12 protein-coding genes are annotated in these 14,665 nt (G+C 45.9%); 5 read left to right on the top strand and 7 right to left on the bottom strand.

Annotated elements, in window-relative coordinates; translation table 11 throughout:
* Nucleotides 1-76: 76 nt before the first annotated feature.
* The 5 genes from sufC (at nucleotide 77) to HMPREF1222_RS11035 (ending at nucleotide 5,648) form a co-directional block, all read left to right on the top strand.
* Nucleotides 77-808 (top strand): Fe-S cluster assembly ATPase SufC, encoded by a 732-nt coding sequence (gene sufC, locus HMPREF1222_RS11055; protein WP_006190079.1) that lies wholly within the window; start codon nucleotides 77-79, stop codon nucleotides 806-808.
* A gap of 8 nt (nucleotides 809-816) precedes the next feature.
* The gene (gene sufB / locus HMPREF1222_RS11050) at nucleotides 817-2,265 is read left to right on the top strand and encodes a Fe-S cluster assembly protein SufB (protein WP_016519472.1); all 1,449 of its coding nucleotides are present in this window, start codon (nucleotides 817-819) and stop codon (nucleotides 2,263-2,265) included.
* Complete coding sequence (sufD, locus tag HMPREF1222_RS11045) at nucleotides 2,265-3,383, top strand: Fe-S cluster assembly protein SufD (RefSeq protein WP_016519471.1); 1,119 nt, start codon at nucleotides 2,265-2,267, stop codon at nucleotides 3,381-3,383. Before sufB ends, sufD begins: the two co-directional genes overlap by 1 nt.
* A gap of 248 nt (nucleotides 3,384-3,631) precedes the next feature.
* Nucleotides 3,632-4,828 carry a SufS family cysteine desulfurase gene (locus tag HMPREF1222_RS11040; RefSeq protein ID WP_016519470.1) on the top strand — a complete coding sequence of 399 codons (1,197 nt, stop codon included), beginning with the start codon at nucleotides 3,632-3,634 and terminating at the stop codon, nucleotides 4,826-4,828.
* Nucleotides 4,829-4,844: 16 nt separating this feature from the next.
* Nucleotides 4,845-5,648 (top strand): TIGR00282 family metallophosphoesterase, encoded by an 804-nt coding sequence (locus HMPREF1222_RS11035; RefSeq protein WP_016519469.1) that lies wholly within the window; start codon nucleotides 4,845-4,847, stop codon nucleotides 5,646-5,648.
* Between the two features lie 119 nt (nucleotides 5,649-5,767).
* On the opposite strand, the gene trxA is transcribed toward HMPREF1222_RS11035, so the two are convergent.
* The 7 genes from trxA to arcA all read right to left on the bottom strand — a co-directional run bounded on the left by trxA (nucleotide 5,768) and on the right by arcA (nucleotide 14,453).
* Nucleotides 5,768-6,073, bottom strand: coding sequence for a thioredoxin (gene trxA, locus HMPREF1222_RS11030; RefSeq protein WP_006190066.1), 306 nt, complete (start codon nucleotides 6,071-6,073; stop codon nucleotides 5,768-5,770).
* 182 nt (nucleotides 6,074-6,255) lie between these two features.
* Nucleotides 6,256-7,980, bottom strand: coding sequence for a hypothetical protein (locus HMPREF1222_RS11025; RefSeq protein WP_232502158.1), 1,725 nt, complete (start codon nucleotides 7,978-7,980; stop codon nucleotides 6,256-6,258).
* A 316-nt stretch (nucleotides 7,981-8,296) separates the two neighbouring features.
* Nucleotides 8,297-9,106, bottom strand: a complete 810-nt coding sequence (locus HMPREF1222_RS11020) for a class I SAM-dependent methyltransferase (protein ID WP_016519468.1) — start codon at nucleotides 9,104-9,106, stop codon at nucleotides 8,297-8,299.
* A gap of 335 nt (nucleotides 9,107-9,441) precedes the next feature.
* Nucleotides 9,442-10,863, bottom strand: a complete 1,422-nt coding sequence (locus tag HMPREF1222_RS11015) for a YfcC family protein (RefSeq protein ID WP_016519467.1) — start codon at nucleotides 10,861-10,863, stop codon at nucleotides 9,442-9,444.
* 166 nt (nucleotides 10,864-11,029) lie between these two features.
* Entirely contained in the window at nucleotides 11,030-11,974 is a 945-nt protein-coding gene (arcC, locus tag HMPREF1222_RS11010) for a carbamate kinase (RefSeq protein WP_006190056.1), read from the bottom strand.
* Nucleotides 11,975-11,992: 18 nt separating this feature from the next.
* On the bottom strand, nucleotides 11,993-12,985 hold the full coding sequence (gene argF / locus HMPREF1222_RS11005; protein WP_006190055.1) for an ornithine carbamoyltransferase: 993 nt from the start codon (nucleotides 12,983-12,985) through the stop codon (nucleotides 11,993-11,995).
* Between the two features lie 241 nt (nucleotides 12,986-13,226).
* Nucleotides 13,227-14,453, bottom strand: coding sequence for an arginine deiminase (gene arcA / locus HMPREF1222_RS11000; RefSeq protein WP_016519466.1), 1,227 nt, complete (start codon nucleotides 14,451-14,453; stop codon nucleotides 13,227-13,229).
* Between the last annotated feature and the right edge of the window lie 212 nt (nucleotides 14,454-14,665).

Here is a 14,665-nt window from a genome sequence, read left to right as displayed (position 1 = left end):
AATATACCATTACAAATTTCACACAGAGTCAATCGAAACTTGATATTTTCTTCTTGACTTTTTATAGGAGTTGCAGATGGAACCGCTATTACATATAGAAAACTTACATCTTTCGGTGAATGAAAAGCCGATTTTGCATAATCTTAATCTTACCATCAATGCCGGTGAGATACATGTCGTTATGGGACCGAACGGAGCGGGCAAGTCGACGCTTGCCGCTGCGATTACCGGTAACCCTGTCTTTCAAATTGACCGAGGCTCGATCTTTTTTGAAGGAACCTTGATTAATGACTTGCCTGTTTTTGAGCGCGCGCGGAAAGGTATCTTCCTTTCATTTCAAAATCCTGAAGAAATCCCCGGCTTAAAGGTTGAAGAGTTTCTCCGCGCGGCAAAGGAAGCGGTAACCGGTAAAAAGATACCGGCGCTTACCTTTCACAAGGAGCTGCTCCGCTTGATGGAAACGCTCAGCATCAATCCCGAATATATCGAGCGCAGTTTGAACGTCGGCTTTTCCGGCGGGGAAAAGAAAAAGAACGAAATTCTCCAGCTCGCAGTGCTGCGGCCTAAGCTCGCTATTTTGGACGAAACGGATTCGGGATTGGATGTCGACGCGACAAAGACCGTATTTGAAGGCGTTGCAAAACTCAAAACGCCGGATATGGGGATTTTGATCATCACGCACCACAGCAAGGTACTCGACTATCTCAAGCCCGATCATGTGCACGTATTAATCAACGGATCGCTGGTAAAAAGCGGCGGCATCGAATTGGTAGAGCATATTCAAAAGCACGGATATGCGGGGATGTAGGAGCCGGTATGAGTAACGACTTTAGAGATTCCCGCTCGCCGCTGTTCCAAAACCGGAAGCGCACCTTTGTTTCCGACATCGAACGCGGCATTTACGATATAAAAGACAGTATCGATTATAGCTATTCCACCGGGATGGGACTGAACGAAGAGGTAGTACGGAAGATTTCAGCCCGCAAGCTTGAACCCAAGTGGATGCTCGACCTGAGGCTGCAATCGCTGCAGTATTTCTTTGAACGCCCGATGCCGGATTGGGGCGCCGACATTTCAGACCTCAATATTCAAGAGATTATCCATTATATTGTGTCGGACGAAAAACCGCTTGCCACCGATTGGGATCAGGTACCGGAGGAGATTAAGCAGACCTTTGACCGGCTCGGCATTCCCAAGGCGGAGCAAACCTCGCTGGCAGGTGTCGGCGCTCAGTATGACTCCGAGGTGGTGTATCACAGCTTGCAGAAAAACCTTGCCGACCAAGGGGTTGTGTACCTCGATATGGAAACGGCGGTGCTGCAGTACGGGGATATTGTCCGCGAACATTTTATGCAGCTGATAAAACCGGACGATCATAAGTTTGCGGCTCTGCACGGCGCAGTGTGGTCGGGCGGTTCATTTGTGTATGTACCCAAGGGTGTCAAGGTTGAACTGCCGCTGCAATCCTACTTTAGACTGAATGCAAACCAGTCGGGTCAGTTTGAGCATACACTCATCATCGTGGATGAAGGAGCCTATCTTCATTTTATCGAAGGATGCAGCGCGCCTAAATACTATAAAAACGCGCTCCATGCCGGCGCCGTCGAACTGTACGTCGGCAAAAAGGCGACCATGCGCTATTCCACCATCGAAAACTGGTCGCGTAACCTCTACAACCTGAATACCAAGCGGGCAATCGTGGAAGAAGACGGCGCTATCGAATGGGTCTCCGGCTCGTTCGGCTCGCGCGTAACCATGCTGTACCCGATGAGCATTTTGAAGGGCGACCGCTCGCGCTCCGAGTTTACCGGTGTTACCTTCGCTTCCGCGGGGCAGTGTCTCGACACCGGTACTAAAACCGTCCATATCGGCAAGAACACCGTGTCGGAAATGCACTCGCGCTCTATTGCGAAAAACGGCGGCGAGTCCAACTACCGCGGTCTGCTGGTTATCGGCAAGGATGCAACCGGCGCTAAGGCACTCGCCGAATGCGAATCGCTGATGCTGGATAACGAGTCCCGCACCGACACCATCCCGATTATCGAAAGCCATACCGACGATGCCGACATCGGACACGAAGCAAAGATCGGACGCATCAGCGATTCTATGGTCTTTTACCTGATGCAGCGCGGACTTGACGAAGCGACGGCTAAATCGCTCATCATCAAAGGCTTTGTCGAACCGATCTCTAAAGAACTTCCGCTTGAGTATGCCGTTGAGCTGAATAACCTTATTTCTATTGAGCTGGAGGGGACGATAGGCTGATGAGAAACGAAAACTATTTTAAACGGCTCGATTATCATATACAGGATGTGCCGTCGGCTCCGTTTACCGGCATGTTCTTTCATACCGAAGCTCCGGCGGCTCAGTATATGCCGATTGCAGACTTTCTTAAAACATGCCCTGCGGAACAGCAGGCACGGATATTCAATGTAGAAAAATCTCCGCGCGAAAAAAATTGCGGACTCGGCAAGCACTTTACCGATGAAGTGCAGGTAAAGCGGAACAGCGGTTTTTACCTCAAAATCGATGCTGCCGCCGGCGCCTTGCAGGACTTCTTTGTGCGGTTTTCGGTAGATGCCGAACATCCGGTGCTGTTCGACCAGAGCTATATCGACATAGCTAATAACGCAGCGGCGCGGCTCATTCTCTATTTTGACACCGATCCCAAATCCACGGAGGTGCAATCGTACCGGAACGGGCTGATCAGTATCAGCGTCGGCAGCCATGCACAGGTTGAAATTATCAAAATTCAAAACTTTGCCGACTCTGCGCTCAGCTTTGAAACGGTGCGGATGGACGTGGGGGAAGCGGCGCGGATAACCGTGCACGACATACAGCTCGGTGCGCAAAAAACGGGAGCGTCGTATTCGTCGTATATCCAAAACGATAATTCGGAAGTATTCGTTTATCCGCTTTATTTTACCGACAAAGCGCGGCGGATGGATATTGAACATAATCTGATTATCAACGGAAAAAATACCCTGTCGGAAATCAAAGCCCGCGGCGCGCTGAAAAACGAAGCGCATAAAATGTTCCGCGGCAACATTTTCCTCAACAAGGGCTGCTCCGCTTCCGTTGCCCGTTTTGCGGATAACAGCATTATGCTGGATAAAAACGCCGTTGCCGCCAGCATCCCGACCATCTTCTGCGATGAAGATGACGTTATCGGGGAACACGCCGCGAGCTTTTCCGCCATCGACGCAGAAAAACTCTACTATTTAATGAGCCGCGGCTTCGACGAACTGAGTGCTAAAAAGCTGATTATCGACTCCGCCTTCCGCCCGGTGTTCAACGCTATCCCCGACGAAACGGTGCGGAACAGACTGAACGCAGAATTTGACGCACGTCTTTCCGCATCGGCTGAAACAGATGAAGAATAGCAGGGCAACCGCTTCCGAAATATTTAAAGCGGTTGCTTTCCTTATGTGCGAAATTTTATCTAAAATTTCGCACCTTATTTTTAGAAACAGGACGGGTAAACACATCAGATGAGTAAATTAAATATCGCAAAATAAGAGGCGGGGCAACCATTTGAGCCGCAAAGCGGCGAAATTCTGGTTGAACAGCCTCTTATTTTGCGGGGAATATAACAAAACATCTGATGTGTTTACCCTCAAAGGAATAACCTATGTATAAACAGTATTTCCCGCTATTACAGAATAGAAATATCCATTATTTAGATGCCGCCGCAACAGCGCAGCGTCCGCAGGCGGTGCTTGACGGAATACAGGATTACTACACCCGTAGCAACGGGAATGCAGGACGGGGTTCGCATACGCTTGCGATAGAATCTTCCGCATTAATTGAGGCTGCCCGTATGGCTGTCGGCAACTTTATCGGCGCCGATTCTTCCGGCGAAGTGATCTTTACCAAGAACGCTACCGAATCGCTCAATATCATTGCGTACTGCTACGGGCTGGAGCAGCTCCATGCCGGCGACGAAATCATTATTTCCATTGCCAACCATCACGCAAACCTGATCCCGTGGCAATTTGTAGCGCGGAAAACCGGCGCGGCATTGCGGTATGTGTACTTGGACGAAAACGGAAACTTCGATATGGAAGGTTTTAAAGCCCTGCTCGGCAGCCGTACCAAGATTGTTGCGGTAACTGCCGCCGTAAACACCACCGGCGTTGTATTCCCCGTGCAGGACATTATTGCGGAAGCGCATAAACACGGCGCCGTTGCGGTTATCGATGCGGCACAGTCCATTGCGCACTATCCTCATGATGTTGCCGTGTGGGATTGCGACTTCCTTGCGTTTTCGGGGCATAAAATCTATGCGGAGTTCGGCGCCGGGGTGCTGTATGCAAAGCGTGCCCTTATCGATAAAATGTCTCCCTTCCTTTACGGCGGCAGTATGATCGAGTTCGTCGGTGAGCAGGTAAGCGAGTTTAAAGCGGGCGGCGCCAAGTACGAAGGCGGCACCCTCGATACCGCGGCAATCCATTCGATTAAACTAAGTCTCGATTTTCTCAAAGGCTTAGGGCTCGATGCCGTACATACCTACGTTGAAGGGCTGCACCAAAAACTCATCGCCGCGCTGCAGGGGCTTGATTTTGTGGATGTGTATTACACCCATGCGCATCGGCGGGTGCCGACGGTTGCTTTTAACGTAAAGGATGTGCATTCACATGACACGTCGTACATCTTGGATGAACAGGGAGTTATGGTCAGAAGCGGACACCACTGCACTCAGCCGTTGATGGAGTACATGGGAATTCACTCCTGCTGCCGCGCAAGCCTCGGTATCTACAACACGCAGGAAGACATCGACGCCCTTGTTGCCGCCCTTAAAAAAGTCTACGAAGTGTTTAAGCGGTAGCGGGTGCAGCGGAAAGATGGATGCATTAATTCTTTTTTTCGGCGGTGATATTTGCGGAGCGTGGGGTGTTGATGTTGCAGTACGGGTTATACCGGAGCTGATAAAAGAAGAAAATCCTGACTTTATCATAGTGAACGGAGAAAACGCTGCAAAGGGCTCGGGAATAGAGCCGGAGCAAGCAGCCCGATTATTTGCCGCCGGGGTTGATGTTATTACCGGCGGGAATCACAGTATGGAGCGTTTTGACCTTAGAGATACTTTCGGGCAAGAAGCGCGGATATTGCGCCCTGCAAATTATCCGTTCGTACCGGGAAGCGGTATTATTACAGTCCGTAAACCGCGGGGCACATTAACGGTGCTGAATGTACAAGGAAGAGAAAATATGCGGCCGATCGATTGTCCCTTCCAAACGGCTGACCGTTTATTGCCGGAACACACTGACGGAACGGTGCCTGACGGAATAGTGATGGTTGATTTTCATGCGGAATCGGTACAAGAAAAAGAAGCTCTTGCCTATTATCTTGACGGGCGTGTTTCCTGTGTATTCGGTTCTCATACCCATACGCAAACCGCCGATGAACGTATCCTCGCGGGCGGTACCGGCTATATCAGCGATGCGGGAATGATAGGTGCATTCCATTCAATCATCGGAAGCTCCATCGAAGCTGCCTTGGCACGCAGCCTTATGCTTACGCCCCGGACATTCGATATGCCCGAAGAAGGAGAAGCTCTCTTCTGCGGTATTATCGCAGCCGTGTCGCCGGAAACAAAAAAAACACTTTCGTTAAAACGGATATATAAGGTGATTGAAAACCTCTAAAGGTGAGCTTTTTTCACAAGGTTTCATATCTCAAACCGGCTGTTCGGCAGACGGGCTATTCCGCAGACGAAACATGCCGGCATTACATTATTTTATAAAATTGCTTTCTTTTATGCTTTTTAGAGTAGTGCCAGTATCTTGGATTTATCGATAAATCCGAGAGAGCGCTTTACTTCCTGTCCGTTTTTGAAAAGAATGAGCGTCGGAATACTGGTAACGCCGAATCTGACTGCCAGGTCTTGCTGTTCATCAACATTAACCTTTGCAAAGGTTGCTTTGCCGTTTGCATCTTTTTCCGCTTCTTCAAAAACAGGACCGAGCATTTTACAAGGTCCGCACCACGGCGCCCAGAAATCTACCAATGCCGTTTCCGCAGCATTGATTGTCTTATCAAAATTGTCTTGATTTAAATGTAGTATAGCCATACTAATTTCCTCCATAAATTTACTTTTTACCGCATACGGTAATTATCTATTTCTATATCATTAAGATACAAAAAAAGAACACCATCGAACAGATGATATTTACAAAACGGCAATAGAATTATGCCTATCTTTTTATTCGTGCGGAGAGTTTAATACCCCGGTGCTTGCGTCGGGGTTGTTGATTACACGGAATGCAGCACAAGCCATAATATATAGTATTCCGTGTAAAGCCGTAGCGCCGCTTTATTTTTTACCTTCGCTAAACCGGGCGTACTGACAATCGCATCCGCTAAATTCCGGATACGGTCGGAGGTTAGCTTTGAAAACGATTGAGTCCTATGCGCTATCTTTACTTGGTCGCGGATAAAGGCGTTAACATCGTCGGCATTTTGCTTTCTAATTACGGGATCGATAATCGTATTCCATAGATCGAGCTGTTCAATAATACAGTCCTGTAAACTTTTATTCGCAGGAATAAATTCTGCCTGTAGCTCGCTTGCTATTTCCCGCGGTGAAATTTTTTTACTGGTAATTTGCGATTGCGATGGCAGAGCTTCCGATTTGGAATTCCCCTTTCGTGTAGTATGCCGTGCTTTTTTAGGACGCATAAAGAAAGCAATAATAGAAGAAATAATCGGAATTGTATACCAAAAAGGCAATAGAATTCTTGCGTCGGTTAACAGTTCTTGTCTGTTCAACATAAATAAGTCGATATACGACAACAACCGATCGCGGGAAAATATTCTTCTGATTTCTGCTGCCTGATGTTCGGTAATACGTTTATCGGCAGACAGCATAGGGATAAACGGTGCACCCAGCAATGCATACAATATCGGCACATATTCCGAACAGAGTGTCTTTAAAAGCTGATTGAATGCAGAGTCAGTGTGCATTGCCTCGGTTTGTTCAAAACGGATCAACTGTTGGTACCATTTTTTTAAGCAAACATCCCGTAATTTCTTCCGGTTATCATTTACGAGCGAGATAATCAGCGGCACGGTTTTATCCAACATGATGTAGTACCGTTCTCCGTCAGGTGTTTTAAAGCTGAGAAGATCGGGTAAATTGGCATCGCCGTCCGAAGCTGTTTTTTCCTGTATATAATCTTCAAGATCCTGCTGACTGTATTGACCGAGCAGCGGTACCCCGCGGGAATCTTTAAAATTAACAATAGCGTTCTTATTAAAATAATAAGGAGGTTTTTGAAGAGCCAAATCGAGATTCTTTAGCGCCGTTTCCCGCTGGAGAGACTGCTGTGTCTTATTCCGGTAATAGTTATTGAGGTATTCAATGATAAAAATGGCCTGTAAAATGGTGATTTCATCACTCATTTTTTCGGTTTTCTTGGAAAATTCCTGCTTTACTACGGAACAAAGATAGCTCCAATACAAGTAGACATCGCCCGACTTTTTTAAGGTATACATCGCCTCTGAAGAATGGGCTTGAATCGTAAGAATAAATTTTCTAATTGAATATTCTTTTCCGGGATTAGCCGTTATCAATTTTTTTTGAATAAAATCCCTCAATTCATCTTTCTGAAAGAAAAAACGCAATTTTGCAATTGCAAAATCAAGCATCTGATCGGTAGAAAAATTACCGGGGAATATAAGCGGAGGGGTATCGTCCGGAAACATAAGCTGATACAGAAAAGTATCGTTTCCCGTTTCCGGCTGCAGGTCGGTAAAATCCGTATTTATTCTGATATATCTAAGGAATCGCTTGGAAAAATTCTGCGGTATTGAGCTGGCAAGCGGAAACGGCAATTCCGGTTTTTCACGGATCGTTTCATATTGCCGGCTTACTTTATCAAGGAAATAGAACGGAACAAAAACGATTTTACCTTTCCGTTTATCGTCGATGAGCTCTACTTTTCCTTCCAACTCAAGAGCTTCGAGCTCTGTTAACAATCTTGTTTCCGATATATCGATAAAAGAAGCGCATTCAGGCTTTTCGGCTATATTTCTTTGAGCATACTTTCGTAAATAATCGGTTAATTCGCTAATCCCAACAAATGGACTATTAAAACGCAGAGCATAAGTGCGTAAAATATCCGGGAGTTTTACACTAACAGCCATTTGTCTATTATTATCGCATACTTTTTTTAATTGAACAAGAGTAAGATTAAGAGTTTTTCCTACAATATCCCGCGGTGGTAAAACATAGCAGGGTATCTCTAAAAACTGATATTTTTAGAGGTTCCCGGCGATTGTCCTGAATATCCGCTTAATTCAGCTTTAAATGTAAAATAATGGTTCTACCGCCATCGTCGCACACTTTCATTGCAATGCGGGTATACAGCTTTAATTTGCGCTTGAGCATTTTCCGTGCAACGGTATAAAAAGAGCGCTGTTCCAGCAGTTGCATGCCGCATTTTTGTGCAAAAGCCACGCCGTCATCCACATAAAAATACATCTGTGCAGAAGTGTTCCCTGTTTTTTGCACATATTTATTGGCGTATTTTATACCGATCGAATTGGTGGCATCAAAAATCAATTCACCTTTGGGGAAGCGCTGTTTAATCGCCGATAAAAAGGTTAGCACTTTTTCTTCGCGGAAATACTGGAATACACCGGACACAATCAGCAACGACGGAAGGGAAAGATCAATGCCGTTTGCCCATTCGAGTGTAAAAATATCTGCACCGATAAGGGTTTCGTTTTCTTTCGATTTTAAAATATTTTTACGCAGTTCTATCACTTCAGGTAAATCTATTTCGTAAAAAGGAACATCGACTTCCGCCAATCTGAATGCTGCCGTTTCCAGCCCCGCGCCAAGGTTGATGATATTGCATTTTTGATGCTTGGCTGCAAAGGCTTTTATCATCTCGTCAAAGTTATAATAACGGGCGACGGAAGCCAGCATCGTATATTCTGACGACGATTTCCAAATCCGCTCAAATGTTCCTGCCGGAATTTTTGCTTCCAGCGACAAAGCGGTTTTATCATAAAAATATTCAGGAAAATGTTTAGACGCATAAATCCGAGCTGCCATCGGTATAAGCATCGTATCGGCCACGCCGTTAAATTCGTTCATAACAACCTCCTATAACCCTCAACGCTTTAGCGGAAAATATCTTAGCATCTATCTGCTTACTATATATACAAATTAAATTCAAGTTTAAGTCAAGAGGGCGGGGGATGGCGACAGTTTTCGTTTTTTCTATTTTTCCGTTAAAACGGTTTTCATATCTCAAAGTATTCAACTGCATGATACGGTAAAAGAATACCCATCAGTAAAAAAAGTATAACGAAAACTTTACCGTACACACTAAACTAAAGCAGCCTATTAACCCATAAAGATTAATAGGCTGCTTTAGTTTATATAATAGAGAATTGTTGCCTCAGCTTTTATGCCGAGGCAGCGCTTTTTTAAAGAACCATCATACCTACCGTAAGAACGACGAGGTTGACGATAAACAGTACGGCAAGGATTTTGCCGACAAACTTGAGCCAAGTGCTGTATTCGATACGTGCGCTCGCAAGACCGCCCATAACAACACCGCTCGTGGGGGTAAAGAGGTTCAGGATACCGGATGCTGCCGAGAAAATCATAACCATAACAGCGGGGTTATAGCCTAAGTTCTGTGCAAGCGGACCCATAATCGGCATCGATACGGTTGCCAAACCAGAGGTTGACGGAATAACAAAGGACAGCAATGCATACAGGATGTATGAAAGCGGTGCAAATGCAAATGCCGGTAAACCTTCCAATGCTTTTGAAGCATGCTCAAGCACGTACTTGTCCAAACCGGTTTCGCCCATCAATACGGAAGCACCGCGAGCAACAGCGATAACCAGAACAACGCCCATAATATCCTTTGCGCCTTCCATAAATGCGGAAACAATTTCGTTTTCGGTAAATCTATTGATAAACGCAATAATCAAACCGATGATAAAGAACCACATACCCAGTTCGCCGAACCACCATTCACCGATTGCAGCACCGGTCAGGAAAGAAGACCAACCTTGGAATACGGTAACATTGAACTTATCCCACGGAATAACGGAAATAATCATTACCAAGAAGCCGAATGCAAAGATGCCCATCGAAAGTTTCATCTTTCCGGTATATTCAACTTCAACATCCGTATCTTTCTTTGAGAATTCCGCGTTCATGATTTCTTGTTCTTGTAATGAAAGAATGGTCGATCCCTTATCTCTCTTTACTTTCTTTGCATAAGCCATAACAAATGAACAAGCAATGATGAGAGAAGAAAGCCAGAGAACAATACCCAAAGCAATAACAATACCGTTGTTTACGCTGCTCTGAATACCCAGTTCTTCAAAACTCTTGTTGATACTGTCAATAGCGATACCGGTTGCAAAGGGGTTTACGGTTGAGCCGAGAACACCTACACCTGCGCCGAGCAATACCGTAGCGGCGCCAACGACTGAATCAAAACCGGCTGCAACCATTGTTGCGGCAAGCAGTCCGTAGAAAGCAACCGTTTCTTCGGCCATACCATACGTTGTACCGCCGATTGAGAACAGTGTCATCAGAATAGGAATAAGAATAAGCTCATTACCCTTCAATTTTTTTACAAGGTGAGTAATACCTGCATTAAGCGCACCGGTTTTTGTTACGATACCCAAGAAACCGCCGAGTACTAATACGAAGAAACAAACGTCAAGCGCATTGGAAAATCCATTGTATGACGCCATAACGATAGTACCGAGCGTTGCGCTCTGTACGTCGGGGATAATCCATGTGATTACCGCCAACACAAGCAAAATAATGTACAAAATTGAGAATGCAGAGAGGGATGCCCTCTTTTTTTTATCTTTTCCCATTTTTTTTCCTCCAATTTATTTAAAAACCGGTTTGCATCGTATATACGCATCTATACGATATACAATGCAATGTCCGACTGGAAAGACAACGTCTCTCCAACCGGAATACCGGGGATAACCGAAAGCGCTGCGGTAAATGAGGTATATTTAGCCGCAGCGCTATAGATTAGTTAGCGGTAATAACCGTACTGTTACCGCCTTTCAGCGCATTGCCTGCATTTGCCAACGAGGTAATAACCGCTTGTCCTGCTTTGTGGTTGCGGACAAACTGTAAACATGCTTCCACTTTGGGGAGCATACTGCCCTTTGCAAAATGCCCTTCGGCGATGTATTTTTCCGCTTCGGCAATGTTCAGCTTGCTTAAAGCTTGCTGGTTAGGTTTGTTGAAATTGATACAAACCTGCTCAACCGCCGTTAAGATAACCAGTTTATCGGCTTTAACATCGGCAGCGAGTTTTGCGCAAGACTTATCTTTGTCGATAACCGCATCGACGCCGTGTAAGCCGTCTGCCTTTTGCAGAACCGGAATACCGCCGCCTCCGACGGTAATAACGATGTGCCCTGCGGCAACCAGTTCTTCGATAATGGGACGTTCGATGATTGCAACCGGCTGCGGTGACGGAACAACGCGGCGGTAGCCTCTACCTGCATCCTCAACGAATGTCTGATCCGGTTTTTCAGCTTTAATTTTGTCGGCCTGTTCTTTTGTATAGAACATACCGATGGGCTTACTGGGATTTGTAAACGCGGGATCATCTGCGGACACCAGAACTTGAGTGATAAGGCATACAACCTCGCGTTTAACATTCCGGCGTTTCAGCTCGTCGCCGATTGCCTGCTGCAGGTGGTAACCGATGTATCCTTGGCTCATCGCACCGCATTCGGCAAACGGCATTGCAGGAGTGCCTGCGGTCCCGTTTGCGGCATAGTCCATAGCCAAATTAATCATACCGACCTGCGGTCCGTTACCGTGTCCGATAACAATTTCGTAGCCGTTTTCGGCCAGTGCGACAATCGATTTTGCCGTTTCTTTTACTAACGCAAGCTGCTCCTGCGGGTTGTTTCCAAGTGCGTTTCCGCCGAGCGCTACAACAATTCTTTCTTTTTTCATATCCGTAGTGTGCTCGCTTTACTTTAAGGTTGCATACATAACCGCTTTAATGGTATGCATTCGGTTTTCAGCCTGATCGAACACCTTTGACTGTGCCGATTCAAAGACTTCGTTACTTACTTCCATTTCGGGAATACCGAATTTCTCGTTCACTTCGCGTCCGACTTTCGTATTCAAGTCGTGGAATGAAGGCAAGCAGTGCAGGAAGATAGCATTGTGGTTGGCAAGAGCCATCATCTTCTTGTTCACCTGATACTTGCTCAACAGCTTAATGCGGGATTCCCATACGCTGTCGGGTTCGCCCATCGATACCCAAATGTCGGTATACAATACATCTGCATTTTTGCAGCCTTTTTCGACATCATCGGTAAGCGTAATGGTTGCACCGGTTTCCTTTGCAATCGCTTCAGCAGTCTTTACCAAGTCGGCGGCAGGGAACAGATCCTTGGGGCCGCATGCGGTAAAGTGCATACCCATCTTAGCACATACAACCATCAGTGAATTGGCAACGTTGTTGCGTGCATCGCCGACAAACGTCAGTTTGATACCTTTTAAATGACCGAAATGCTCTTCAACGGTGAGTACGTCTGCAAGCATCTGGGTGGGATGGAATTCGTTGGTTAAGCCATTCCAAACCGGAACACCCGCATATTTTGCCAATTTTTCAACGATTTCTTGGCTGAATCCTCGGTATTCGATACCGTCATACATGCGGCCTAAAACCCGTGCGGTGTCTTCGATGCTCTCTTTATGTCCCATCTGGGAGCTTGCCGGATCCAAGAAAGTTGAACCCATACCTAAATCCATAGCGGCGACTTCAAAAGAACAGCGTGTACGGGTTGAGGTTTTTTCAAACAGTAATACGATGTTTTTTCCTTTTAAGTGATCGTGCGGGGTATGCGTCATCTTCAATTTTTTTAATTCTTTTGAAAGATCCAACAAATACCTGATTTCTGCTGAGCTGAAATCCAATAATTTTAAGAAGCTTCGTCCTAAAAGATTCACACCCATAAAAACTCCTTGCTATGTTATACATAGCGCTAAATTGATGCCCGCTCTCTTGCAGGCAGTAAAGAATAAGGGAAACGCCTCCAATACTATTCGTACGGAAACGCTTCCCATCTTGTGATTGTACCACAGCGATTTTGGTTGTGCAAGTTGTAGTACAAAAACAAAACATACCGACACCGCACTTTTAATATCCGGTATAAACGGGAAAAGGCGATATCGGTATTGTGGAGCGGCGTACGGATTAGTTATCGCGTACGAGCGGCATACTCATACAGCGGGGACCGCCGCGGCCGCGTGAAAGTTCCGCGCTCGGCATTGTCAGAACCTTCAGTCCGTGCTTCGTGAGGATCTCGTTGGTAACGTCGTTTCTTTCGTATACAACAATTGTTCCGGGGCTGATACACAGCGTGTTCGAACCGTCGTTCCACTGCTCGCGTGCTGCTGCGATCCTGTCGCCTCCCGCACACTGAATAAGCTCTGCATGTCCGGTTCCGGTGTACTGAGCAAGTGTCTTTTCGAGTGTCGTATCATTTTCTACGATCTTCAGCTCGCCTTTTGCAGCGCCTTTGGTGATGGTGAATACGCGGAGCGGGCCGAGGATTCCGGGATGGATGGTAAATTTGTCGTGATCGATCTGTGTGAATACCGTATCCAAGTGCATAAATGCGCGACTTACCGGAATGTCAAACGCGAGGATTGTTTCGATCTTTGAATCGCTGTCAAAGAAAATCTTCTTTGCGATAAGGTCGATAGCGTTTGCAGTGGTACGCTGAGAAATACCGATAGCTAAAACTTTTTCACTTATATTGAGGATATCGCCGCCTTCAATGTGAGGCGGATCGTAACGATCATAGAACTTAGAAACCTTGCCTGCATAATCGGGATGATGATTGAAAATGTATTCGGCATAGATTGTTTCGCGGTTGCGGGTAACAGAGAACATTCTATTCAAGCTTACACCGTTTCCGATTGTAGCGAAGGGATCACGGGTAAAATACAAGTTAGGCATGGGATTAACAACCATCGACGAATCCGAATCGCCGACGAAATCTACCAATGAAACGTTTCCCTTGACATTAAGTTCTTTAATATCAATACCTTCCATTGTTTTTAAAATCAACTGTTTGTTATCTTTGATGCTGGTCAGCAGTTCGCGAACTATTTCTCTGTATTTGTCGGAATAAACTCCGCTTTCGTTGATAAACTGCTCAATAAACTTGGTTCTAATTTCGGGTTTTTTAATTGCTTCTGCGGCAAGGTCTTCGAGGTACAGAACTTCAGCTCCGTTATCTCTCAAAATCTTGGCAAAGGCGTCGTGTTCTGCCTGTGCGACTTTCAGGAACGGAATGTCGTCAAACAGCAACTCGTCTAAGGTGTCGGGAGTTAAATGAAGTAGTTCGGCACCAGGCCTATGAAGCAATACTTTACGCAGTGTTTTAATTTCACTGGTAACACTCAATACGGACATATAAGCCTCCTATAACTTATAGTGCGGGATGCGGTACGATGACCGCTGAAAGGCTGTTTCGCGTAAAAAAACACGGTCAGCCGTCTTCCCTGCAAAAGATAGAAACAATTATAACACAGTTTTTTTTTAATGCAAGTAAAATTTAACACTTTTTACCATACAAACGCCCTCTTGCACGAAGCCTTGGAATTTTTTATACTGAACGGAGCCTC

Source organism: Treponema vincentii F0403, assembly GCF_000412995.1.
Classification (GTDB): Bacteria; Spirochaetota; Spirochaetia; order Treponematales; family Treponemataceae; genus Treponema; species Treponema vincentii.
This window is presented reverse-complemented; position numbering and strand designations above follow the sequence as displayed.

Bases quoted from the DNA above. Each gene is read 5' to 3' on its own strand.
- sufC (WP_006190079.1), top strand. From the start codon at position 77: ATGGAACCGCTATTACATATAGAAAACTTACATCTTTCGGTGAATGAA.
- sufB (WP_016519472.1), top strand. From the start codon at position 817: ATGAGTAACGACTTTAGAGATTCCCGCTCGCCGCTGTTCCAAAACCGG.
- sufD (WP_016519471.1), top strand. From the start codon at position 2,265: ATGAGAAACGAAAACTATTTTAAACGGCTCGATTATCATATACAGGAT.
- HMPREF1222_RS11040 (WP_016519470.1), top strand. From the start codon at position 3,632: ATGTATAAACAGTATTTCCCGCTATTACAGAATAGAAATATCCATTAT.
- HMPREF1222_RS11035 (WP_016519469.1), top strand. From the start codon at position 4,845: ATGGATGCATTAATTCTTTTTTTCGGCGGTGATATTTGCGGAGCGTGG.
- trxA (WP_006190066.1), bottom strand. From the start codon at position 6,073: ATGGCTATACTACATTTAAATCAAGACAATTTTGATAAGACAATCAAT.
- HMPREF1222_RS11020 (WP_016519468.1), bottom strand. From the start codon at position 9,106: ATGAACGAATTTAACGGCGTGGCCGATACGATGCTTATACCGATGGCA.
- HMPREF1222_RS11015 (WP_016519467.1), bottom strand. From the start codon at position 10,863: ATGGGAAAAGATAAAAAAAAGAGGGCATCCCTCTCTGCATTCTCAATT.
- arcC (WP_006190056.1), bottom strand. From the start codon at position 11,974: ATGAAAAAAGAAAGAATTGTTGTAGCGCTCGGCGGAAACGCACTTGGA.
- argF (WP_006190055.1), bottom strand. From the start codon at position 12,985: ATGGGTGTGAATCTTTTAGGACGAAGCTTCTTAAAATTATTGGATTTC.
- arcA (WP_016519466.1), bottom strand. From the start codon at position 14,453: ATGTCCGTATTGAGTGTTACCAGTGAAATTAAAACACTGCGTAAAGTA.